19 protein-coding genes and 1 riboswitch are annotated in these 22516 nt (G+C 60.7%); of the genes, 6 read left to right on the forward strand and 13 right to left on the reverse strand.

The features are described 5' to 3' along the window. Positions 1-19: 19 nt before the first annotated feature. Positions 20-117: riboswitch (TPP riboswitch) on the forward strand. A 41-nt stretch (positions 118-158) separates the two neighbouring features. Genes thiM through thiD form a run of 3 tightly spaced genes read left to right on the forward strand, consistent with a single transcriptional unit; the run spans position 159 to position 2391 of the window. Further along, positions 159-962: a hydroxyethylthiazole kinase gene (gene thiM / locus ABK249_RS25380; protein WP_037145605.1), complete on the forward strand. Its 804-nt coding sequence runs from the start codon at positions 159-161 to the stop codon at positions 960-962. Continuing rightward, positions 959-1594: a thiamine phosphate synthase gene (thiE, locus tag ABK249_RS25385; RefSeq protein WP_348864382.1), complete on the forward strand. Its 636-nt coding sequence runs from the start codon at positions 959-961 to the stop codon at positions 1592-1594. Before thiM ends, thiE begins: the two co-directional genes overlap by 4 nt. Beyond that, positions 1591-2391 carry a bifunctional hydroxymethylpyrimidine kinase/phosphomethylpyrimidine kinase gene (gene thiD / locus ABK249_RS25390; protein ID WP_348864383.1) on the forward strand — a complete coding sequence of 267 codons (801 nt, stop codon included), beginning with the start codon at positions 1591-1593 and terminating at the stop codon, positions 2389-2391. The genes thiE and thiD overlap by 4 nt, the downstream gene beginning before the upstream one ends. 14 nt (positions 2392-2405) lie before the next feature. Here thiD and ABK249_RS25395 read toward each other — a convergent pair whose 3' ends face one another. Further along, on the reverse strand, positions 2406-3899 hold the full coding sequence (locus ABK249_RS25395; RefSeq protein WP_348864384.1) for an acetyl-CoA hydrolase/transferase family protein: 1494 nt from the start codon (positions 3897-3899) through the stop codon (positions 2406-2408). Between the two features lie 184 nt (positions 3900-4083). Then, positions 4084-5244, reverse strand: a complete 1161-nt coding sequence (locus ABK249_RS25400; protein WP_348864385.1) for an iron-containing alcohol dehydrogenase — start codon at positions 5242-5244, stop codon at positions 4084-4086. A 154-nt stretch (positions 5245-5398) separates the two neighbouring features. Here ABK249_RS25400 and ABK249_RS25405 point away from each other — a divergent pair, with 154 nt between their 5' ends. The 3 genes from ABK249_RS25405 to ABK249_RS25415 all read left to right on the forward strand — a co-directional run bounded on the left by ABK249_RS25405 (position 5399) and on the right by ABK249_RS25415 (position 7975). Continuing rightward, positions 5399-6070, forward strand: a complete 672-nt coding sequence (locus tag ABK249_RS25405; RefSeq protein WP_037145597.1) for a TetR/AcrR family transcriptional regulator — start codon at positions 5399-5401, stop codon at positions 6068-6070. Beyond that, positions 6070-6930 (forward strand): amidohydrolase family protein, encoded by an 861-nt coding sequence (locus tag ABK249_RS25410; RefSeq protein ID WP_037145595.1) that lies wholly within the window; start codon positions 6070-6072, stop codon positions 6928-6930. Before ABK249_RS25405 ends, ABK249_RS25410 begins: the two co-directional genes overlap by 1 nt. Before the next feature lie 82 nt (positions 6931-7012). Next, on the forward strand, positions 7013-7975 hold the full coding sequence (locus ABK249_RS25415) for a Bug family tripartite tricarboxylate transporter substrate binding protein (protein ID WP_407722194.1): 963 nt from the start codon (positions 7013-7015) through the stop codon (positions 7973-7975). Positions 7976-8105: 130 nt separating this feature from the next. On the opposite strand, the gene ABK249_RS25420 is transcribed toward ABK249_RS25415, so the two are convergent. From ABK249_RS25420 to ABK249_RS25470, 11 genes are all read right to left on the reverse strand, one after another. Further along, positions 8106-8825 carry an ABC transporter ATP-binding protein gene (locus tag ABK249_RS25420; RefSeq protein WP_037145594.1) on the reverse strand — a complete coding sequence of 240 codons (720 nt, stop codon included), beginning with the start codon at positions 8823-8825 and terminating at the stop codon, positions 8106-8108. Next, a complete protein-coding gene (locus ABK249_RS25425; RefSeq protein ID WP_348864387.1) occupies positions 8822-9571 on the reverse strand; it encodes an ABC transporter ATP-binding protein in 750 nt (249 codons plus the stop codon). Before ABK249_RS25425 ends, ABK249_RS25420 begins: the two co-directional genes overlap by 4 nt. Continuing rightward, positions 9568-10608, reverse strand: coding sequence for a branched-chain amino acid ABC transporter permease (locus tag ABK249_RS25430; protein WP_227705282.1), 1041 nt, complete (start codon positions 10606-10608; stop codon positions 9568-9570). The genes ABK249_RS25425 and ABK249_RS25430 overlap by 4 nt, the downstream gene beginning before the upstream one ends. Continuing rightward, positions 10605-11462 (reverse strand): branched-chain amino acid ABC transporter permease, encoded by an 858-nt coding sequence (locus tag ABK249_RS25435; RefSeq protein WP_037145592.1) that lies wholly within the window; start codon positions 11460-11462, stop codon positions 10605-10607. Before ABK249_RS25435 ends, ABK249_RS25430 begins: the two co-directional genes overlap by 4 nt. 213 nt (positions 11463-11675) lie before the next feature. Further along, a complete protein-coding gene (locus ABK249_RS25440) occupies positions 11676-12854 on the reverse strand; it encodes an ABC transporter substrate-binding protein (RefSeq protein ID WP_037145591.1) in 1179 nt (392 codons plus the stop codon). 285 nt (positions 12855-13139) lie between these two features. Next, positions 13140-14351: a LysR family transcriptional regulator gene (locus ABK249_RS25445; RefSeq protein WP_348864388.1), complete on the reverse strand. Its 1212-nt coding sequence runs from the start codon at positions 14349-14351 to the stop codon at positions 13140-13142. A 144-nt stretch (positions 14352-14495) separates the two neighbouring features. After that, the gene (locus tag ABK249_RS25450) at positions 14496-15665 is read right to left on the reverse strand and encodes an ABC transporter substrate-binding protein (RefSeq protein WP_037145589.1); all 1170 of its coding nucleotides are present in this window, start codon (positions 15663-15665) and stop codon (positions 14496-14498) included. 511 nt (positions 15666-16176) lie between these two features. Continuing rightward, positions 16177-17382: a plasmid replication protein RepC gene (gene repC, locus ABK249_RS25455; protein ID WP_348864389.1), complete on the reverse strand. Its 1206-nt coding sequence runs from the start codon at positions 17380-17382 to the stop codon at positions 16177-16179. Between the two features lie 296 nt (positions 17383-17678). Next, on the reverse strand, positions 17679-18749 hold the full coding sequence (gene repB, locus ABK249_RS25460) for a plasmid partitioning protein RepB (protein WP_037145585.1): 1071 nt from the start codon (positions 18747-18749) through the stop codon (positions 17679-17681). 28 nt (positions 18750-18777) lie between these two features. Continuing rightward, positions 18778-20043, reverse strand: a complete 1266-nt coding sequence (gene repA / locus ABK249_RS25465; RefSeq protein ID WP_037146098.1) for a plasmid partitioning protein RepA — start codon at positions 20041-20043, stop codon at positions 18778-18780. A 459-nt stretch (positions 20044-20502) separates the two neighbouring features. Further along, on the reverse strand, positions 20503-22512 hold the full coding sequence (locus tag ABK249_RS25470; protein ID WP_348864390.1) for an aldo/keto reductase: 2010 nt from the start codon (positions 22510-22512) through the stop codon (positions 20503-20505). Positions 22513-22516 lie beyond the last annotated feature (4 nt).

The following is a 22516-nucleotide window of genomic DNA, read 5'->3' on the forward strand; positions in this document are numbered from 1 at the left end:
GCCGATCTGCGGTAAGCCTTGTCCCAGACAGGGGCGTCCGGCGTAAAGCTGGGCTGAGAAGTACCCTTTGAACCTGAACCAGATCATGCTGGCGGAGGGAGTCGTTCGGTTCTTCGATCAGAAGAACCCATGCGTCTGCCCCGCCGAACGAGGCGAGAATGCAGACCACACAGACTCCAGGCCAATTGCTGACTGCGATGCGTGCGAAAAATCCGCTTGTCCAGAACATCACCAATTTCGTGGCGATGAATATCGCGGCGAATGTGATGCTCGCTGCCGGCGCCTCGCCCGCCATGGTGCATACGAAAGAGGAGGCCGGCGAATTTGCCAGTATCGCATCTGCGCTGACGATCAATATCGGAACGCTTTCGCCGGATTTCCTGGCTGGCATGAAGGAAGCTGCGAAAGCCGCTGGCGAAACCGGCAAGCCCTGGGTGCTCGATCCGGTCGCCCATTTCGCCACCGCCTACCGCCGCGCTGCTGTCGCCGAACTCATGAAGCTGAAACCCACGATCGTGCGTGGCAATGCCTCCGAGATCATTGCGCAGGCAGGCAGCCAGTCGAGCGGCCACGGCGTTGACAGCGGCGATCCGACCGAGGCGGCGGAAGGTTCGGCGATCGCGCTTGCCCGGCAGAGCGGCTCCATCGTCGCGGTTACCGGTGAAGTGGATTTCGTCACCGACGGCCAGCACTCGGTTCGCATCATGGGCGGTTCAGCGCTGATGCCACGCGTCACTGCCCTCGGCTGCTCGCTCACCTGCCTCGTTGGCGCCTTTGCGGCGGCAAACCCGGAAGGACCGTTCGAGGCGACGGCGGCGGCACTCGCCATGTTCGCGGTCGCTGGCGAGGAAGCGGCTATCAGTGCCGCCGGACCAGGCTCCTTCTTGCCCCTCTTTCTCGATCGCCTTGCAACACTTTCGCCCGAGACGCTCGATACCAAAGCCAGGATCGTCAGCGCATGAAGAATTTCGACCTTTCCGTCTATCTCGTCCTCGATCCCGATCTCTGCCGCGAAATCGGCATGGTGGAGACTGCCCGGCTTGCCGTCGAGGGCGGCGCTACGATCGTGCAGCTCCGCGACAAGCACGCGGATACGGCGCAGATCATCGAGACCGGCCGTGCCCTGAAGGCAGCGCTTGCCGGCGCCAGAGTGCCACTGATCGTCAATGACGATGTCGAGGCGGCGATCGCAATCGGTGCCGCAGGCCTGCATGTCGGTCAGAGCGACATGGTCGCGGCTATCGCCCGCGAGCGCATTGGCCGGGACATGATCCTCGGTCTCTCGGTCGAAACCGAGGAACTGGCGCAACGCATCGATACCTCCGTCGTGGACTATGTCGGCATCGGCCCGGTCTTTGCGACCGTCACCAAGCCGGACCACAAGCAGCCGATCGGCTTCGACGGACTTGCCCGCATCGTCGCAGCAGCCCCCGTGCCGGCTGTTGCGATAGGCGGAATCAAGGCGGAGCATGCTGGCCCAGCACTTGCCGCCGGCGCGAGAGGCATCGCCGTCGTCTCCGCGATCTGCGGCCAGCCGGACCCCAAAGCCGCCACCCGCAGGATTGCCGAGGAAATCGAAAGGGCACGCGCATGATCCGCAATATTCTTTCCATCGCCGGTTCCGATCCCTCCGGCGGCGCCGGCATTCAGGCCGACCTCAAGACGTTTTCGGCACGCGGCACCTATGGCATGGCCGTGCTGACGGCGCTGACCGCGCAGAACACGCAAGGGGTCACGGGTGTGCATCCGGTGCCTGCCGAGTTCGTCGCGGAGCAGATCCGCACCATTTTCGCGGATGTGCGGGTGGATGCGGTAAAGATCGGCATGATTGCCAATACCGAGATTGCCGAAACGGTTGCGGATGTGCTCAAGCCCTATCGCGATAGCCTGCCGATCGTGCTCGACCCGGTAATGATCGCCAAGGGAGGCTCCCCGCTGCTTGCTTCGGAGGCGATGGATGCCGTCACCTATCGGCTGATGCCGGTTGCCACCGTCGTCACACCCAATCTGCCGGAAACAGCCGCCCTGCTCGGCGAACCCCTCGCCACCACCCGCCAGATAATGGCCGATCAGGCCGAACGCCTGCGTAAAATCGGTCCGAAGGCGGTACTGGTGAAGGGCGGTCACCTTGAAAGTAGTGACAGCCCGGATGTCCTGGCCGATGCCTCCGGCATCCATTGGTTCGAGGGAAATCGCGTGGCGACGAAGAACACACACGGCACCGGGTGTACGCTTTCCAGCGCGATCGCCGCGGAACTCGCCAAGGGCGCCTCACCGGCCGAGGCCGTCGCGATCGCCAAAGCCTATCTCTCCGGCGCCATCGCGGCTGCCGGCACGCTCACCGTGGGAACCGGCCACGGTCCCGTGCAGCATTTTCACAAATGGTGGTAGGAACAGTCGTTCGCTCAGCCAAGCCGCATGGTGCCGGTCTGCCGGCTCCGCTCATGCCAGGAAAATGCCTCTTCGAGCAGATGAGGCGTCTGCCCGCCGCGGACTGAGGCACGTTGGAAATAGTCGGCCAGACGATCGCGGAAGTCGGGATGGGCGCAGTTGGCAATGATCTGCCCGGCGCGCTCGCGGGGTGCAAGCTCCCGCAGGTCCGCAAGCCCGTTTTCGGTGACGATGATGTCCACATCATGTTCGGTGTGATCCACATGCGGAACCATGGGAACCACCGAGGAAAGTTTGCCGCCCTTGGCGACCGACTTGGTGACGAAGATAGACAGATAGGCGTTGCGGGCGAAATCGCCCGAGCCGCCGATACCGTTCATCATATGCGTGCCGTTCACATGGGTGGAATTGACGTTGCCGTAAATGTCGACTTCCAGAGCAGTGTTGATGCCGATCACGCCCAGCCTGCGGATGACCTCCGGATGATTGCTGATCTCCTGCGGACGGAGGACCAGCTTTTCCTTGTACTTGTCGAACTGGCCAAAAACCCGCTCAGCGCAGGCGGCCGAAAGCGTGATCGAGGAACCCGAGGCAAAGGTTAGCTTCCCGGCATCGAAGAGATCGAACGTGCTGTCCTGCAGCACCTCGCTGTACATGCGCAGATGATGGAAAGGCCCATCCGAGAGCCCGGTCAGCACGGAATTGGCGATCGTGCCGATCCCCGCTTGCAGGGGCTGCAGCGTCAGATCGAGCCGACCTTTTTCGACCTCCTGCTCCAGGAAGTGGATGAGATGGCTGGCAATGGCCTTCGTGTCGACATCCGCCGGCTCGACGGTTGAGAAACTGTCCTTCACATCGGTCACGACGATGGCAGCGATCTTTTCGGGGTCGATCGGCACATAGGGAAAGCCGACGCGGCTGTCGCAGGCGACAACCGGAATCGGCACACGCGACGGGCGCTTCGTGGGTATGTAGATGTCGTGGAGGCCCTCGAGCTCGGCCGGCTGGCTGAGGTTGATCTCGACGATGATCTTCTTCGCAAGAATGGCGAAGCTCGCGGAATTGCCGATCGAGGTGGAGGGTACGATGCCGCCATCCTCGGTGATCGCCGCCGCCTCGATGACGGCGTAGTCGATCGGGCCGAGCTGGTTGGAACGCAGATGCTCCACGGTCTCCGAAAGATGCTGGTCGACGAACATCACCTCGCCGCGGTTGATCGCGGCGCGCAGCGTCGCATCCGACTGAAAGGGAATGCGCCTGGAGAGCACATGGGCTTCAGTCAGCATGCGGTCGATGTCGTGGCCGAGCGAGGCGCCGGTGATCAGCGTGATCTTGAACGGATCGGTCTTCGCCCGCTCCGCCATGGCGATCGGCACCGCCTTGGCATCACCGGCACGGGTGAAGCCGCTCATGCCGATAATCATGCCATCCTTGATTAGAGCGGCAGCCTGCTGGGGGGTGGTGATGCGATCAAGGAGCGATGGGCGACGAATACGGGTTTCGAGCATGGGGAACATTCTAACCATTGAAGAGGTGATGCTGCAGCGTTTTCAGACGAACCCGCTTAAGCGGAGGGTCTATGCCCCTCATTGACCGACGTCAAATCCGGAAATCTCCCGCAGACATTTGGTCGCTGTCCATCGGATAATGAAAACAATTCATTCCTCTCTGCAATGAAGTAATCTCAAGGCGTCACCATGCGGTGCTGTAGATCATCAGCGCATCCTCTTCGGCCATGCGCCTCGGGTTGTTGACCAGCAATCGCTGCTGCTTCATCGCGGCGGCGGCAAGCTTCGGCAGGTCGGCTTCGCCGATCCCGACATCACGCAGTCGTAAAGGCAGGCCGAGCCGCTCCGAAAGTGCGGCCAGTTCTTCGATAAAGGCCGCGCACCGTATCGGTACCTGCTCCTCCCGGACAAGATGTGGGAAGGCATCAGCGGCTATTTCGGCATAGAGATCCGCCGCGTCGGACATGTTGAAACGCAGAACATGCGGCAGCACCAGAGCATTGGATAGTCCGTGCGGAACATGGAATGTGCCGCCGATCGGATAGGCGAGCGCATGTACTGCCGCGACGGGCGAGTTCGCAAAAGCCTGCCCGGCCAGCATAGACCCGAGCAGCATCGCGCCCCGCGCCTCCATGTTGCGCCCATCGGACACTGCCGCCTCGATGTTTGCGCCCAGCAATTGCAGCGCCTGTCTCGCCAGCATTTTCGAGAGCGGGTTGTTGTTGGCACTCTTCGAGGCATAGGCCTCGATCGCATGTACCATGGCGTCGATCCCCGTCGCAGCGGTGATCGCCGGCGGGAGGCCAAGCGTGAGCTCCGGGTCAAGCACCGCGACATCAGGAAGGTTGATGGACGAGGAGACGCCACGCTTTTCCTCTTCACCCACGGTGATAATGGAGACAGGCGTCACTTCCGAACCTGTGCCGGCGGTGGTCGGCACCAGCGCCAGGGGCAGACGTGGCCCTTTTGCATTTCCGACACCCCAGACGCTATCGATATCCTCGCCAGAACCGAGCAGAAGTGCCGCGAGTTTCGCCACATCCAGCGAAGAGCCGCCGCCGAAGCCGATTACCCCGGTCACGCCGGCGGTCCTTCCAGCCTCCACTGCCCTCATGACAGTAGAGAGCGACGGATCGGCCTCCACCTCCCCGAACACTTCGACTTTCACACCGGAGTCGGAAAGCGACACAAGTGCCGGATCGCAGAGCCCGAGCTTTCTCAGTCCCGGATCCGTGACGAACAGAACGGCGTTGCCGAGCCGCGACCTCACATGATCTGCCAACTCGCGCGCAGCACCTGCCTTGAAAATCAGCGACGGCGTGGTGTTAAAAATGAAACTATTCATATCGTTTCCGGCCTCCCTCCCGCAGAAGCCGGCTTACCACTTTACTCTCCAGCCAGCTACGAGCCAGCTTGCCCCTCCTTGCTTTTTCAGTTGACTTCGGATGCCAATTTGTACACTTGTACAAATTATAAGGACAATCGACTTTCGGACCGGTATGCGCCCAAGCCTGCGGGAAACGCTTCTCCTCAATGCCGTGACGCTGTTTTCCCGCAGCGGCTACAACGCCGTGTCGCTCCGGGACATTGCCAAGGCTTCCGGTGCGAATGTCGGCAGCCTCACTTATCACTTCGGCTCAAAGGCCAATCTCCTCAGAGAAATCTATGAGCGCCACACGAAGCCGATGAATGCGCGCCGCCTCGAACTGCTCGGCGAAGCGCGGCGGATCAGCAATCCGGACGAGCGGCTGATGGCGGTTCTGAGAGCCTATGTCGTTCCGGCCTTCACGTCCTCCACCGAAAGTGACGGCGGAGGGGCCGAGTTCACGCGCATGCGCGCCGTGCTTTCGGCAGAGGGCAATCCTGATGCTCGTAAGATCATCGCCGACGCCTTCGACGAAACGAGCCGCGTCTTCATCGAAGCCCTGGCGGACTGCGTGCCCGGCGCGCCACTGGAAGGCGTTGTCTGGCGCAGCCAATTCCTGCTCGGGGCACTCTATTATGCCTTGATCAACCCGGAGCGCGTGACGCGTCTTTCGGGAGGAGCGGTCGACGGAGAAGACCGGGAGGCTGCCGTCAACCAGATCGTCGAGGCGAGCTATGCCAGCTTCCGCAGTCTCCCCGCGGAAGCTGCCGCACCTGAATCATCGATCATGAAAGGTAAGAACTGATGACCCCTGCCCTCCATGCAGGCGAAAAGCGGCGCAAGCCCGATTTCATACTGCCTGCCGGCAGTTGCGATGCCCATTGCCATGTCTTCGGTCCGGGTGCCGTTTTCCCTTACGCACCGGACCGCCGCTATACACCTGACGATGCGCCCAGGGAGGCGCTGGCCGCCCTTCATGACCGGCTCGGCATCGATCGCGCCGTGATCGTGCAGGCGAGCTGCCATGGGACCGACAACCGCGCCATGCTGGACGCGATCGCCTGGCGTCCGGACCGCTATCGCGGCGTCGCCATCGTCGACGACACATTCGACGATGGGGCCTACCAGGCGCTCGATGACGGCGGCGTGCGTGGCGTGCGCTTCAACTTCGTTCGCCATCTCGGCGGGGCGCCGGACATGGACGCCTTCAACCGCGTGATCGACCGGATCAAGGGCCGCGGCTGGCATGTCGTTCTGCATCTCGACGGCGCTGATATCGTCCCGCTTTCCGACATGATCCGTAGCCTGCCGCTTCCCTTCGTTATCGACCACATGGGCCGTGTCGATACCGCACTCGGCACTGAGCAGCCGGCCTTCCAGGCACTTCTCGAACTCGTCCGGCGGGAAAATTGCTGGATCAAGGTCTGTGGCTCGGAGCGCATCTCGCGGTTCCCGTTCGATGCAGCGGTGCCGTTCGCTCGGGCGCTTGTGGAAGCGAGCCCCGAACGGACCTTGTGGGGCACGGATTTCCCGCATCCCAATCTCAAGGAGCCGGTGGACGAGGCCGATCTCGTGGATCTGGTCCCGCGCCTTGCGATCCGTGCGGAGGATCGGCAGCGACTGCTCGTCGACAATCCCGCGCGTCTTTACGGTTTCGTGGCCTGAACGGTCTCAAAAAGAGGAGGAGAGAATGTCATTCGATGTTGCACAGAAACCGCCGGGGCTGTTTCGGCGGGCCGGCAAATTCATGAAATGGTTGGCGCCCGCGCTCGCCCTGGCGATCGTCGCGCCCGCTGCCGCCGCTGCGCAGGAGGATTACCCCTCGCGGGATATCACCCTTGTGCTGCCGTTCGGTCCTGGCGGAATTGCCGACATCACGTCGCGCGTGGTGGCAGATGCGCTCGGCAAGAAGCTTGGCAGGCAGATCGTCATCATGAACCAGCCGGGCGCCGGCGGCGCCACCGCTGCGCGGGCCGCACTTAACGCCGAAGCCGACGGATACACGCTTGCCCTGCTTTCGAACGGGACGGCTATCAGCGTGCCGCTCTTCAAGAACCTGCAGTTCGATCCGGTCAAGGATTTCGTGCCGATATCAAGCCTTGCCTATTTCGACTTCGTGTTCGTCACCAAGGCTGGCGGCAAATATAAGACACTCAAGGATGTGCTGGATGCGGCGAAGGCCGATCCGGGGGCACTGAATGTCGGCACGATCAATGTCGGCAGCAGCCAGAATCTCGCCGCCGAACTCTTCAGGTCGACCTCGGGGATCGATTTCACCATCGTGCCCTACAAGGCGACGCCCGATCTTCTCGTTGCCCTGCTTGGCGACGAACTCGACGTGATCGTAGACAGCCAGACTGCGCTGAAGGCGGCCCTCACCCAGGGACAGGCGACTGCAGTCGCCTCCTCCGGCCCGACGCGCTCAATGTTGCTGCCCGACGTACCCACCGCACAGGAGCAGGGCGTCACCGGTTTCGACGTGACGTCATGGAACGGCATCTTCGCACCGACCGGCACGCCGCCGGAGGTGGTGAAGAAACTCAATGCCGCACTCGTCGAAGTGCTCGCCGATCCGGCGATCCAGAAGCGATTTGCGGACCTCGGTGTCGAAGCTCGTTCAAGCACGCCGGAGGAGATCGGCAAGCGGCTTTCGGACGACATCAGGAAATGGTCGGATGTGATCGAGAAGGCTGGAATTCCGAAGCAATGAACGAAAGAGGGAGGGATGGTGCCCCATCCCTCCCTCCGTTTCATCCGTGCGGGAAGGACATTGCGTCCCGACGCCCCTCACCCACCCTATCGGTGCGAAGTCGGTGAGGCCAAATCTGTAGCAAGTCGCGTCAGTGCCGCGCGCCTTTCTCCACTCCAAGATGCTGGCCAAGGATCGCCTCGTCGGCAAGAAGCTCCGCGCTGCTCCCCTGATAAACCACCGCACCTCGGTCAAGGATCACGGCATCATCGGTCAACGGCAGGACTTTCCGCGCCTTCTGCTCGATGATGATCGCCGACATACCCTCACCCTCGACGATCCGGCGGATTGCCGCAAGCAGTTCGTCGACGATGATCGGCGCGAGACCTTCAGTCGGCTCATCGAGCAACAGCAACTTGGGGTTCACCATCAGCGCACGTCCGACCGCCAGCATCTGCTGTTCGCCGCCCGAGAGTTGATTGCCGAGGTTCTTCCGCCGCTCCTGAAGGCGCGGAAACATGCCATAGACGCGTTCCAGGTTCCAGACGCCCGGCCGCGCGATAGCGGTGAGGTTCTCCTCGACGGTCAGCGATTTGAAGATGTTGCGCTCCTGCGGCACCCAGCCGATACCCGCCGCCGCACGGCGGTCGGCCCTCAGCCTGGTGATATCGCGGCCCATCAGATGGATCGAACCGGCGTGGTAGGTTGTCACGCCGGCCAGGGTATTCACGAAGGTCGTCTTGCCCGTGCCGTTGCGGCCAAGCAGAGCCAGCGTCCGGCCTTCCTGAATAGTCAGGCTGATACCGGACAATACACTCGCCTCGCCGTAGCCCGCCACCAGCTTTTCGGTGACCAGAACCGGGGTATTCATGCATTTTCTCCGAGATAGACGGCCTTTACGCGCGGATCGGCGGAAATCTCGGCAACCGTGCCTTCGGTAAAGAGCGCGCCGGCCACAAGAACCGAGATCCGATTTGCAAACGAAAAGACCAGATCCATGTCGTGCTCAATCAACAGCACAGTTACATCCGCAGGCAGGTCCGAGACGATCGACAGCACTTCGTGCCGCTCGTCTTCCGGGACGCCGGCGGCCGGCTCATCGAGCAAAAGCACGCGAGGCTTGGACGCGAAGGCGAGTGCGATCTCCAACAAACGCTGTTTGCCATAAGGCAGGATGACGGTGCGCTCGGCCATCACCGAAGCAAGCCCAAAGCGGGCAAGAAGGGCTGCCGCTTCGTCGACGACCCTCCCGTAGCCGGCGATCGACCGCCACAGATTGTGGCCAACGCCTTCTCGTTCGGCAATCGCCAGCGCCACGGTTTCGAGCGGCGTGAAGTCGCTGAAGAGCTGATTGATCTGAAAGGTGCGGGTAAGCCCGCGCTTGACGCGCCGGAAGGACGCCATCGAGGTGATGTCCTCCCCTTCCAGGAAGACCTTGCCTTCCGAAGGAGGCAAAACGCCGGTGAGAAGGTTGATCAGCGTCGTTTTGCCTGCGCCATTCGGGCCGATCAGCGCATGGCGGGCGCCGCGCTCCACTTTCAGGCTCACGTCATTGGTGGCAAGGAAGGCGCCGAAATGGCGCTTCAGGTTCCTGGTTTCAAGAACGATGTCACTCATCGGCCCTCCTCCTTCGACTTCGAGAAGCGTTCCGGCAGATATTCGATCCAGCGCGCCAGCCGGTCACGGCCGATCAACACGAGCACGACCAGGATCAGACCGATATAGAACATCCAGTATTGCGGCGTGACGACCGAGAGCCAGTCCTTCACCAGCGTGAACAGCACGGCCCCTAAAATGCCGCCGTAGAGATAGCCCGTACCGCCGATGACGAGCACGAGAAGCACGTCGGCCGAGCGGTGGAAGGCGAGCACGTCCGGCGAGACGAAACTCGTCGTCTGGGCGAGCAGGGCGCCCGCCATACCGGCGAAGACAGCGGCAATCGTATAGGCTGTGACGATGCGTTTGCGCGCTGGTACCGCGATCATGGCGGCTCGCATCGGATTGCCCTTGATCGCCTTCAGCGACAGGCCGAAAGGCGAAAAGGCGATGCGGCGCATGATCATCGTTCCGATGAAGAGCACGGCAAGGCAATAAAGGTAGCCGGTCTTGCCGAAAAGATCGAACTCGAAGAGTCCGAGGACCGGATTGAGCGAGAAACCGCTCAGCCCGTCGGCACCGCCAGTGAGCCAGGCCATCTGGTTGGCCAGTTCCGCCATCATCAGGCCGATGCCGAGCGTGGTCATCAGGCGGGTCAGGTCCGAACCGCGCAGGATGAGGAAGCTGGTCAGCAGGCCCAGCACACCGGACAGAATGCCGGCCACGATCAGCCCGATCACCGGCTCGGCGATATAATGCAGGGCCAGCAGGCCGGCGACATAGGCGCCGAATCCGAAGAAGGCGGTGTGACCGAGCGAGACGATCCCTGCAAACCCGAGTACCAGGTCGAGCGAGACGGCAAACAATGCCAGGATGGCAATCTCGGTGAGGATCAGCATCTTCGATGGCAACACGAAATAAGCTGCGATCGCGGCAAGCCAGATGACGATCTCGTAGAAACGAACGCGGCTTCTGCGCTTCATCAGCCTGGTCGCGCGGCTTTCGGCGTCGGCGGTCGGGTTTGCCGTCACTGTGGTTTCCTGTTGAACAGCGCTCATCGGCCACCCCTTGCGAACAGTCCGTTCGGGCGCACGATCAGCATGACGATCATCAGCGCATAGATGACGAAGGGGCCGATGGCGGGAACATAATACTTACCCGCGACATCGGCGATACCGAGCAGCAGGGCGGCGAGGAACGGGCCCGAAACAGTCGAAGTGCCACCCACGGATACCACGATCAGGAAGTAGATCATGAACTTCAGCGGGAAGTTCGGATCAAGCCCGAGGATTTCCGCGCCCATCGCCCCGCCGAGGCCGGCAAGACCCGAACCGAAGGCGAAGGTCAGTGCGAAGACGACAGGCACATTGATGCCGAGCCCCATTGCCACACGCCGGTCATCGACTGCGGCGCGCAGCCGGCTGCCGAAGCGGGTTTTCGACAGGATGAGTTGCAGCGCGACCGCAAGCAGGGCGCAGACGACGATGGTGAAGAGCCGGTAACGGCCGACACCCACACCGAAGACATCCATCCGACCCGAAAGTTCCGGGGGCAGATTAATGAGTTGCTGCTGACCGCCCATGAAATAGTCCGTCGCGGCGATTGCCATAAAGACGATACCGATCGAGAAGAGAACCTGGTCGAGGTGCGGCGCCTGGTATAGCCACCGATAGAGCGTGCGCTCCAAGACGAGGCCGATCAGCGCCGACGCGAGGAAGGCCGCTGGCAGACACCAGTAAAAGGAAATGCCGTAGCGGTTCATCATGATGACGGTCACATAGCCGCCGGCCATGGCGAAAGCGCCATGCGCCAGGTTGATGAAGTTCATGAGGCCAAGCGTCACCGTCAGCCCGCAGGCGAGGATGAACAGCAACATGCCGTAAGCTACGCCGTCAAACAGAATGGTCAGCATGCGAAATCTTCTCTAGAGGGCCCTGAATTCCTGGTTACTGCACCCATGATGCCTCCCGGCATTGTTGCCTCGAAACCGAGGCGGCTCAAGCCCCGAGTTTCCTGTGACTAAGGGGCGCTGCCAGATAACTCCTCACCCGGCTGCCGGCACCAACTCTCCGCTAGCGAGGAGCTGCTGCCGGCTTGCGAGGCGGGGTAAGGGGGTATCCAGTCTTTACTTGGCTTCTGCCTTTTCCGGATCCTTGAGTGCCTCGAACGTCTGGAACTCGACGTTCTGCAACTCACCGTCCACTTCCTTGACCTCGCGCATATAGATGTTCTGGATGATGTCGCGGGTCTCGGGATCAATGGAGACTGGACCGCGCGGGCTCGTCCAGGAGAGCCCTTTGACGGCTTCCATGAAGGCGGGACCGCTCGCATCGCCCTTGGTCTTTTCAAGCGCGGCATAGATCAGCGCCATGCCGTCATAGCCGCCAACCGACATGAAGTTCGGGCGCATGTTATCGTTGGCTTTCTTGAAAGCCTCGACATAGGCCTTGTTTTCCGGGCTGTCGTGCGCGGTTGCGTAGAAATGACCGGTGATGGTGCCGATCGACGGCTTGCCCATGCTGTTGAGGATGTCGTCGTCGGTGACGTCACCGGTGGCGATCAGCTTGATACCGGCATCGGCAAGCCCGCGTTCGGAGAACTGCTTCATGAACAGCGAACCGACGCCCGACGGAAGGAAAACGAAGACCGCATCCGGCTTGGCGTCGCGCACGCGCTGCAGGAAAGGTGCAAAGTCGGGGTTCTGCAATGGAACGCGCACGGCCTCGGTGACCTCGCCGCCTTTGGCCTTGAACTCCTTGGTGAACCATTTTTCGGCGTCGATGCCCGGTCCGTAGTCGGATACGAGCGTTACGACGTTCTTGATACCATTCTGGGCAGCCCAGGTACCAACCGGAAGCGAATATTGCGGCAGCGTACCAGAGGTACGGGTAATGAACGGCGAGGCTTTGGTGATCGATGCCGTGCCGGCAGCCATCACGATCGCCGGAACCTTCGCCTGGGTCGCGACCGGCGCGACCGACATGGCAAGAGGAGTGAGACCGAAGCCCGCGAGAACCTTGGCGCCGTCGTTGACCACCAGTTCCTGCGCAATGCGGCGGGTCTGATCGGCAACACCTGCGTCGTCACGGATGATGAGCTCGATCTTCTTGCCGGCGACGGTATCGCCATGGGTTTCGATGAAGGTCTTTGCACCGGCCGAGACCTGGCGTCCGGTGGAAGCAAACGGTCCCGTCATCGGCAGGATAAGGCCAACTTTCACAACTTCCTGCGCGGCCACCGGAAATGCGGCAAGGCAGCCAAGCGCCGCGCCTGCGGCAGCCACCAATGTTCTTCTCTTCAGCATGAGTCTCCTCCTCAGGGTGCGGATTATGTCTATCGGCCTCTTGCCAGCCAGCCGATTTTTCAACCGAAGCGGCAAATCCTCACGATCTGTCGCCTATATCGATGAATGTATACATAGTCGTCAACCGGCTACGGTACTTTGATGCCCCATTATTTTCGCTTTCGTTTCCGCCTGTGGCGTAAGCTTCAAGCTGCAATCTCTCCCGGGGCATGCTCCAGCTCCCACTATTAGACCGGACGCGGACCAGATGTTTATCAGATCGTCTGCCGTGCTCATAAGTTCTCGTTATAGCGGCCGATCGGGCCGTGTCGGCAGAAGTTCCAGAAACGTCTGCTGGGCGGCGGTCGGCAGCCAGTCCTTGCGAAGCGTCACCCCGATCGGTCTCGACGTGTAGCTCAGATCGAAAGGCAAGGCGCGCATCAACCCCCGCGCTATTTCCGCTTCCGCCTGAAGCCTTGACGTGCACCCAAGATGCTCGCTCGTGTCCAAAAGTTCGCGCATCAGGATGAGCGACCCGGATTCGACGATGCTTTTGGGCGACCCGCTGGCTGCATTGGCGAATATGCCATCGAAGTAGCGGCGGATTGGCGTGCCGCTCTGGCCGACGACCCAGGGATAGGCGGCAAGTTCCTCGACCATGATTTCTGACTTTCCGGCCAAGGGGTGATCGTTGCCCGCAACCAGAACGACGGTGTCGTAGAACAGGACCCTCTGCTCGACGTCCCCGATCGGCGCAGGCTCCCGCAATGCGCCGAGCAGGAAATCGATCTCGCCCCGGCGCAAAGCTCCGAGCAGGTCAGGATAAGGACCTTCCTGGATGTGGATGGGAAGGTTTGGACGGAATTTTCGGAAGCTCGCGATCGCCTTCGGCAGCACATAGGATTTTGCAAGAGGCGTGGCACCGATGACGATCTGGCCGGCTTCAGCCGCCGTGAGCTCGGCCATGTCGGCATCCGCCTGTTCGAGTTCAAGGAAGGCGAGCTTTGCTGCCTGGGCAAGCACCTGCGCCGGGCGGGTCGCGACAATCCCATAGGACGTGCGTTCGAAGAGCGGCCGCGCTGCTTCTTGTTCGAGCTGACTGACCGCGCGGTATACGGCGGGCTGGCTCAAGCCAAGCCGCCGCGCGGCGAGCGTGAAGTTCTCGGTCTCCCGGACGGCGATCAGAGATTTCAGCTGTGCCGTCGTAGCCGTCACCTTGAGCCTTGGCGAGAGCTCGGAAAGGGACGGGTCGAGATAACCGAAGGCGCGCCTGATGCGCCGCGCCAGCATTTCTCCGGCGGTATTGGCAAAGACGCGTTGCGGCGTGCGGGAAAAGAGCAGCATGCCAGCCGTTTTCTCAATTTTCGACAGCGCCTGCGTCACGGCGGGCTGCGATACGAAGCACAATTCCGCTGCCTTGGTGACCGAGCCGGTATCAACGACCGCAAGAAACGCCCTCAGGTGCCGCAGGCTGTGCTGCAGTATCCTGGGCGTGGGTGCGGTCGGCAAGAGGCTCATTGCGCTGCCTTGTACGGAAACTGAAATGCAGGCTCAAGCGAAAGCTGCCGGATGTTCCCACCGGAAGAAATCGGAGAAGCCTCCCAACAAAACAAGAATGGCGGGCACGCGCCCGCCACCCCCTGCCGAGGGTTTCGCTACACCTTATTTGACATTCGGATCCTTGATCTTTGGATAGGTTGCAAACTCGACATTGTAGAGTTCGCCATCCACTTCCTTGACCTCGCGCATGTAGATGTCCTGCACGATGTCCCGGGTCGCCGGGTCAATGGTGATCGGGCCGCGCGGGCTTACCCACGATGCCCCCTTCATGGCTTCAATGAGTTTGCTGCCATCCGTGTCGCCGTCAGTCTTCTTGAGGGCTGCATAGGCCAGCGTCATGGCATCATAACCACCGACCGACATAAAGTTCGGACGCATGCCCTTGTTGTCTTTCTTCACCTGCTCAACGAAGGCCTTGTTTTCCGGGCTGTCGTGCAGGGCCGAATAGAAATGGCCGGTTATGACCCCCTTGGCTGCCGGACCAATGCCGTTCAGAAGATCATCGTCGGTGATATCGCCGGTACCGATCAGCTTGATGCCCGCATCCGCCAGTCCGCGTTCGATGAACTGCTTCATGAACAGCGAGCCGACACCCGACGGCACGAAGGCGAAGACCGCATCGGGTTTGGCATCGCGCACGCGCTGCAGGAAGGGTGCAAAATCCGGGTTGGCGAGCGGAACACGGACAGCTTCGACGATCGTGCCGCCTTCCTTCTTGAACTGGTTGGTGAACCCCTGCTCGATGTCGATACCTGGACCGTAGTCGGAAACGAGGGTGACGACGCGTTTCAGGTTGTTCTGCACCGCCCAAGTGGCGACCGGAACAGCCGACTGCGGGCCGGCCATCGAAGTGCGGGCAAAATATTGCGATTGCGGCATGATCGCAGATGTCGTGGCCGACGTGATGATCGCCGGGATCTTCGCCTGGTTAAGGACCGGAGCGACCGACATGGCAAGCGGCGTCAGGCCGAAGCCCATCAGCATCTTGACCCCATCGTTGACGACGAGTTCCTGGGCTATACGGCGAGTCTGGTCAGCAACACCGGCGTCGTCGCGAAGGACAACTTCGATCTTCTTGCCGGCGACGGTATCGCCGTTCAGCGCCATGTAAGCCTTCACGCCGGCCTCGACCTGGCGACCGGTGGACGCAAACGGACCGGTCATCGGCAGAACGAGGCCGATCTTGACTGTCTCCTGTGCAACCGCCGGCAGAGCCACAAGACCGCTCAAAGCGATCCCGGTCGCAGCCATCAGTGTCCTTCTGGTAATCATTTCTTTTCCTCCTCAAAAAGATGATCATTTCCAAAGCTTGCGTGACAGGCCGCATCCTCCTTGCGGCCATGGCCCGTCACGGCTTGCAGAGCATATCAGGTTCAGCAGAACAAGCAGTCAACCAGTTGAAATGATCTGCCGGCCCACAATTTCCCTTTTTCATTGACGCGATATCCTGGGTCGCTGCTTTCTGATCATCTGGGGACTCTTTCTGAGATGGTCTCACGAAACCGTGTATACACCACCGCCCCTGCCTCCCTATTTCCCGAACATTTCATCCGGCACCTGGCCAATCTATGGCGCGATATAACAAGCGCAGAAAAGGTATTCGTAAAAAAGGAATTACAGACCCCACTCCGGAAACCGTCAGTTTTCCCATCCTCCATCGCGACGTTACAGAAGCAATAAGTCTGTATACATTCACTGTCAATATTAGCCTTTCGGATCAAAGTCATCAAAGGAAGGCATGCGAATCCTGACGCTCCTCAATTCCATCCCGAGCGACCCGCCGCTATCCCTTCAGCGCGTTCAGCATTGGATGAACAGAGAAGCGGCCCTTTTCCGCCTTCCGTGTCAAATCGCGCAGGTAACCGCCCGGCGAGCGGATATCTTCCGCCCTTTCCAGGATTGCCGCGACGACGATTGCGGTGGAAATGTCTCCCATTGCAGCCCGTGCCGCCGCCCACGCACTCGGGCTGATGCCCAGCATCGAGCGGACAAGATCGGCCGCCGCCACCACATCCCGCCAGTTCTTCACCCCGCTGCGAGCATAATCGGCAATCTGCGGGCAAGTTTTCAGGAATTCCTTCAGCCCAATCCCGACAGATTTGCGTTCCGGGGCGATCTCCGGCATTCGCGGCGCCGGGGTATTATGTTCATTGCCGTCTAATTCAAGATTTGGGTCTGTGTTTGAATTCTGAATATGATGCTCAAAAACAGACTCATTGGCGCTCATTTCCAGTTCTGTGAGGCTATTAAGGTAAGCGGTCTCCACCTCAGCCCTCAACCGGATCAGCGCGTCGCAGCGGATTTCCAGTTCCACGAACTCTGCCTGCCTCGGCACACGGCCGGAAAGTGCCTGCAGTCGCTCCAGGTAGGCTATCCAGTCCCCTGCCCTGCTTTCGTTGAGCGCCGCTTCCACGGTCTTGGCAATGTCGCGCAGATGCAACGTGATCTCCGAACGGACCCGGGCGATCCGCTTCGCCTCCGCCCGTGCGGCTTCTGCGCGTGAAAAGATCTCGTCGGCCCGCAGCGCCAAGGGCGCCAGGTCAAACCCGAAGGCGCTCTCAACCTGACCGCTCCCATCACGGCGGCAGAAACGCTTGCCGTTGGCGCTGTCGCGGCGGAAGATCAGCCCTGCCTCGACCAGAGCTGCCAGATGCCGCCTCAGCGTCGCAGGCGACATGCCGCGGGAGCGGATTGACAGTTCCACGTTCGATGGAAAGACGATGAGTGGCGCACTGCCATCGAGTTCGCGTTCCTGATGAAAGCTCGTCAGCGCTTCAAGCACCGTGATCGAGCGGTCCGAGAGGCCATAGGCCTCCCTCGCCTCGGTGAGCGCCCTGATAAGCTGCCATTTCTCGGCCTTACCGGTGTGATTGCCACCCTCGCCCGCGCGCAGACGTTCCTGCCGGCGCTCCATTTCGGCTCGGAGGGCAAAATTGCGCGCAGAAAATTGCGCGCCGCCAAAAGGCGTCGTTGCCAGTCTTTCCACCATATCCGTCTCCGTTCGGAGGCAAGCGCCCGCGGAAACGTCGTAATCAGCCAAAATCTTCCACGCTCGGACACGGCATTTCTGCCGCCGACTCTTGACTTTGGACTATGGAAGTGATTCTCTTGAACTGCTTAGATTGAAGAGGGCTTCCAGGACGGTGACGTTTTGGGGGCCTTTTTCTTGCTCTCGTAGCTTCCTTTCCGTGTGTTCCTGTACGCCCGTTAAGGCATTTCTACTTCCGTTTATGCATGCCATTGCCCAGAATCGATTTCCGCTTTCGGCAACATGCAAGACAACTTTCAGCTCTTTCCGGCCGATCGACCTGTCAGAAACTCCTCGTAACGGGCGACGAGCAATGCCGCCGCCTCGTCGACAAAGGCCGCGTCGACATCCGCCGCAAATTCGATACGCTTCGTCTTCCCTTCGCGCCTCACGCGGGCGAAGACCTGACCGTTCCTATCCTTCAACTCCTGCGGCTTGGCAGGCTCAGGCTTCATGCTCGCATCGAGCCGTCCGAACAATATCTGGAAACGGCTGTCGCTGTCGGCCACCTTGAACCGTTCGGTATGGATCACGTCGGTCGCGATATGCTGCTTGGCCTCCCGCGAGAGGATTTCGCCGAGCTTCATCCAGCGCTCGCGCCCGACCTTCGGTGCCGGCCCGACAGCCCGGATGAATCGTTCGGGCACACTTTCCACCACCTGCAGGAGGCGTGACAACTCGCTTTTCTGCACGGCCAGTGCATCGCCGACCACCTTGCGGTCGAAACCGAGGCTCACGAGATTCCTGGCAAACAACCCGCGCTCGATGAAGGAGAGGTTACGGCGTTCGGCATTCTCCTTACCCTGCGCCAACACCAACTCGTCGTCGGAGAGCGGCCTGACGATCGCCTTTACCTCGATGCCGAGACGAGCAGCGGCCTTGACGCGGCGATGGCCGTAGGCGGTCTGGTAGCGGCCCTGCTTTTCCGGATGCGGACGCAGCAGCACCGGCACCTGCTGGCCGCTCTCGCGGATGCTGTCCACCAGCGCCGCGAAATCCCCATCCTCATGCCCATCGAGCATCAGCCGATCCTCGATGAAGGAGGAATCGATCCTGTCTGGATAGATGGTGACGACGCGCTCTCCTTCGCTCAATGCCTGTCGAAGCGCGCGCGCCTCTTCGACCTCGCGAGTCATGGCTCCCAGGGAAAGCCCCATCGCCTTGACGGCGCCCGATGCGCTGCGGGGCGGCAGGGCACCCTCTCCCGCCGGCGCAGGTTTGGCCTCAGCCTCGGGCATGGATTTCGTCTCAGGCGCACGGGCAGGTTCGGTCGGTGCCAGCCCTCCCCCGAACAATGCCCTCAACTCATTCTTGCGGCTTCCCGCCATTCCCAAAACCTTCCTTCAGTTCCGTCCTCTATCGACCCCAGGCAGTGTGTATCAGCGCTTTGACCTCATCGTTGACGGCATTCATCGCCTCGAGAGCGCGGTCATAGGTGGTGCGGGTGAAATTCTCGCGGCCCACCTCATAAAGTGTCTGCTTGGTGAGCCCAGCGTCCGAGACCGCCGTTGATTTCAGCATCGGAGCCGTCAACACGCGATCCCCGAAGAGCGAGCGCATAAAACCGACGATCTGTGCCTGCGGCCCGTCATTCGGTTCATATCGGGTGACGAGATAACGCAGGAAATCAAAATTCAACGTACCACCCGCTTCGCGTACGACTGCAAGCAGATCGGACGTCATGAAGAGAAACTGGTTCATCGAGGCGACGTCGAGCATCTGCGGGTGCACGGTAACGATGACCGAGGTGGAGGCACACAGCGCCGAGAGTGTCAGGTAGCCGAGCTGCGGCGGGCAGTCGATCACGACAACGTCGTAGTCGGCTTCCACCGTCTGCAGTGCTGCCTGGATACGTGCGAAGAAAAGCGGCCCAGCGTCTTCGCCGTTCTGGCGGCGAGACAACGCTTGTGGCGTCACGTGCTCGAATTCCTGCAGCTCGATATTGCCCGGCACGAGATCGAGGCCGGGAAAATAGGTGCTCCGGATGATGTCCGCCAAGGGACGCTGCTCGTCGTCATAGCGGATCGCGCCGTAGAGCGTGTCGTTGCCGGTGAGATCGAGCTCCGGTTGATAGCCGAAGAGGGCCGAAAGCGAGGCCTGCGGATCGAGGTCGATGGCCAGAACCCGGTGACCGGTCAACGCCAGATACTGGGCGAGATGCACGGCAGACGTCGTCTTGCCCGAGCCGCCCTTGAAGTTGGTGACCGAAATCACCTGCAGGTGTTCCCCGCGCACCGCGTCGCGACGCGGCAGGTAGGACCGCGCCTTGGCGATGTTCCCCTTGGCAAGCGCCTGTTCGGCAAGATGGCGGCGGAGCGCATTGATGTCGGCAAGCGAATAGAAGCGCCGGCCGCCGGCGCCCGTCTCCGGCTGTGGCCCTTCTCCTGCCAGCGAAAGCTGGCGGAGATAGCCATCGGATACGCCGATTAGCTTTGCCGCCTCTCCGGACGAAAAGGCACGCAGCGATTTCATCGAGGCCGGGGGAAAGAGCCGCTCGCGCATCGCCTTCAGCTGTTCGGAAAGCGCCCGCGCATCCCTGGCGATCGCCTCGTCGGCGAGCACGCGCGGCTCGACCACAGCTCCTGTGCTCTCCGCTCCCGATTTCTTCGCCGATACAGCCATGCGTTTGTTCCCCTTCGTGTCCGCCATGCCTTGCTCCCTTCGATGACCAGAGGCAGGATAAACCTCCGATATGAAGCCGGCTTGACCGGGCACGTGATTCCCGTCTGATTTTATACGCTGAGCAACCGAACTAACAGAGGCCACCACCGGTTACGCTGAAATGAAAAATATTCGCTCAATTCCGTTACGGAAGCTGAACGCCTCTCCGAGTCGCGTCAAGGATTTTTTGGTTGACGAGAAGTTATCGATATCAGAGAGATCGATATAGCCTATCCAGGAGACGAGACTGCTCTAGGATTTAGCCGTCCGGCGAACTGCAGCACGGCAGGTAAGCTTGCTCAGGATGAGCGGAATATGCGAACGGAAACACAGCCACCAAAGCGGCGCTGACTTTCATTCATGACCATGACCCGAGTTTGCAACGGCCGAGCCGAAAGCCCAGCCGTTTGGCGCTCGATATTATGATCCGTTTTCCAACCATGCCACCTGCCCCGGCGATAGCTGGATATCGAGGGCCGAAAGACTGTCCTCGAGCTCGCCCACGGTCCGCGGCCCGATCAGAGGTATGACAGGGAAAGGTTGTGCGATGACATAAGCCAATGCGACGTGGATCGGGTGACGCCCAAGCTTTTCAGCAAGCTCTATTGCCCGGTCGCGACGTTGGAAATTGCGTTCGGAATACCAGACGCGAACGAGTTCCTCGTCATCGCGTTTGTCACGACCCGCCCGGCTTGTGAAGAAGCCGCGCCCCTGGCTCGACCAGGCAAAGTTCGGGATCTGCCTCTCCATCAACCATCTCTTCCAATCATCGTCAGATGCGGCAACACATCCTGCCCAGATCGGGTCGAGCATTTCGGCAAGCGAGAAATTGTTTGAGAGGGCGCCGGGAACTGCCTTGCCGTTCTTGCGGGCATAGGCGATTGCTTCGTCCATGCGTTCGCGGCTCCAGTTCGACCCGCCGAAGATGCCGCGGATCCTGCCACGTTTCACTTCCGCATCCATGGCATCGACGAACTCACCGACCGGAACATCCGGATTGTCGCGATGCATGAAATAGACATCCACATAGTCGGTCTTGAGGCGGTCGAGCGATTGATCCAGTTGCCTGGCAATCACATCGGGATAGCAGAGCGGCGAGTGAGCGCCCTTGCCGATCAGGATGAAATCCTCGCGAGGCAGCCTTCGGCTCGTATGCCAGTCGCCGAAAATCTTCTCCGTCTTGCCGGCGCCGTAAACATAGGCGGTATCGAAAACATTTCCTCCCGCTTCATAGAAGGCATCCATGGTCAAAGATGCCGCAGCGAAGTTCGGGAAGAACTCAAACCCCAGGCTGACGACGGAAACCGGTTTCGCTAAGCCGGGAATCTGCCGCTTGGGCACATTGCGGCCGGCACGAACGGTCCCTCCGGCGAGGTTCGTGAGACGCTTTGCAGCCTTCTCCACGCCATATTCCAGGCCGACCGAAGCCCGCCATTGATCGAGCACGCGCAAATTTCCAAGTGAATCCGCAGCGCTCATGCCGGGCCAGGCGAATTCGGTCCGGCCTTCCCGGATAGCTGCGCCGGCCGCATCCACCTCGAAGGAATAGAGATACCGCCTCTCCTCAAGCTCAATCGTCTCGCGCTCGTTCCCTCTGAAGATCTCGATCCGCCCGACACCCCCTTGTCGGCCCGAAGCGAACCAGAAATCCTTGACTTCGATCCGTCCTTCGGAGCCGATGATACGCAGCGTGTTGTCCTGCTGAGCCATGATCGAGCAGGAGACCTCTGCGACGATGCCGTTGTCAAATTTGAGAACGGCGGAAGCCCATTCGTCAACACCTGATTGACCGAGATGGGCTACGCCGGCGACTGTCTTTGGCTCCAGAAAATCCTTGCCCTCGACGGCTCCTGCAATCAGACGGACCATGGAGACCGGATAGCCTCCGACATCCAGAATTCCGCCACCCGCCGTGTCGTTGTTAAAAAGGCGATGTTCAGGCTTGAAGCCTCCCATGTTGAAGCCGAAGCTCGAGCGGATGATCCTGACGTCTCCGATTACGCCGCTCTTCACCAGTTCTACGAGCTTCGCCGTCTGCGGATGAAGACGGTACATATAGGCCTCGCCGGCGAAAACTTTCGCTTTTCCGGCTTCATAGAAGACGACGTCGGCATCATAGGCGGAAAGCGCAATCGGCTTTTCGACCAGCACATGTTTGCCGGCGCGGATGGACTTGATCGCCCATTCCGCGTGTCCCGTATGGGGAACCGCGATATAGACTGCGTCTATCTCCGGATCACCAAGCAGCGCCTCATAACCGGCGACGATCCTCGCACCCGGAAAGGCCTCTGAAAGCCCGGGTTTGTCCGGATTGCGCGTGGCGATGGCAACGAGCTTGCCGGTTTGTGAATGTGTAATCCCTTCGGCGAAGGCGCGCGCAATCGTGCCAGGCCCGATAATGCCCCAGCGGATTTTGTTTTCTATGGTCATGACT

The organism is Neorhizobium phenanthreniclasticum (genome assembly GCF_040066075.1).
Taxonomy (GTDB): Bacteria; Pseudomonadota; Alphaproteobacteria; order Rhizobiales; family Rhizobiaceae; genus Neorhizobium; species Neorhizobium petrolearium.

Coding starts and splice junctions, on each gene's coding strand:
- ABK249_RS25415 (WP_407722194.1), top strand. CDS start 7,013: ATGAAATGGTTGGCGCCCGCGCTCGCCCTGGCGATCGTCGCGCCCGCT.
- ABK249_RS25470 (WP_348864390.1), bottom strand. CDS start 22,512: ATGACCATAGAAAACAAAATCCGCTGGGGCATTATCGGGCCTGGCACG.
- ABK249_RS25425 (WP_348864387.1), bottom strand. CDS start 9,571: ATGAGTGACATCGTTCTTGAAACCAGGAACCTGAAGCGCCATTTCGGC.
- repB (WP_037145585.1), bottom strand. CDS start 18,749: ATGGCGGGAAGCCGCAAGAATGAGTTGAGGGCATTGTTCGGGGGAGGG.
- ABK249_RS25395 (WP_348864384.1), bottom strand. CDS start 3,899: ATGCTCGAAACCCGTATTCGTCGCCCATCGCTCCTTGATCGCATCACC.
- thiE (WP_348864382.1), top strand. CDS start 959: ATGAAGAATTTCGACCTTTCCGTCTATCTCGTCCTCGATCCCGATCTC.
- ABK249_RS25430 (WP_227705282.1), bottom strand. CDS start 10,608: ATGAGCGCTGTTCAACAGGAAACCACAGTGACGGCAAACCCGACCGCC.
- ABK249_RS25405 (WP_037145597.1), top strand. CDS start 5,399: ATGCGCCCAAGCCTGCGGGAAACGCTTCTCCTCAATGCCGTGACGCTG.
- thiD (WP_348864383.1), top strand. CDS start 1,591: ATGATCCGCAATATTCTTTCCATCGCCGGTTCCGATCCCTCCGGCGGC.
- ABK249_RS25435 (WP_037145592.1), bottom strand. CDS start 11,462: ATGCTGACCATTCTGTTTGACGGCGTAGCTTACGGCATGTTGCTGTTC.
- ABK249_RS25410 (WP_037145595.1), top strand. CDS start 6,070: ATGACCCCTGCCCTCCATGCAGGCGAAAAGCGGCGCAAGCCCGATTTC.
- repA (WP_037146098.1), bottom strand. CDS start 20,043: ATGGCTGTATCGGCGAAGAAATCGGGAGCGGAGAGCACAGGAGCTGTG.
- ABK249_RS25420 (WP_037145594.1), bottom strand. CDS start 8,825: ATGAATACCCCGGTTCTGGTCACCGAAAAGCTGGTGGCGGGCTACGGC.
- ABK249_RS25445 (WP_348864388.1), bottom strand. CDS start 14,351: ATGAGCCTCTTGCCGACCGCACCCACGCCCAGGATACTGCAGCACAGC.
- ABK249_RS25400 (WP_348864385.1), bottom strand. CDS start 5,244: ATGAATAGTTTCATTTTTAACACCACGCCGTCGCTGATTTTCAAGGCA.
- thiM (WP_037145605.1), top strand. CDS start 159: ATGCAGACCACACAGACTCCAGGCCAATTGCTGACTGCGATGCGTGCG.
- ABK249_RS25450 (WP_037145589.1), bottom strand. CDS start 15,665: ATGATTACCAGAAGGACACTGATGGCTGCGACCGGGATCGCTTTGAGC.
- repC (WP_348864389.1), bottom strand. CDS start 17,382: ATGGTGGAAAGACTGGCAACGACGCCTTTTGGCGGCGCGCAATTTTCT.
- ABK249_RS25440 (WP_037145591.1), bottom strand. CDS start 12,854: ATGCTGAAGAGAAGAACATTGGTGGCTGCCGCAGGCGCGGCGCTTGGC.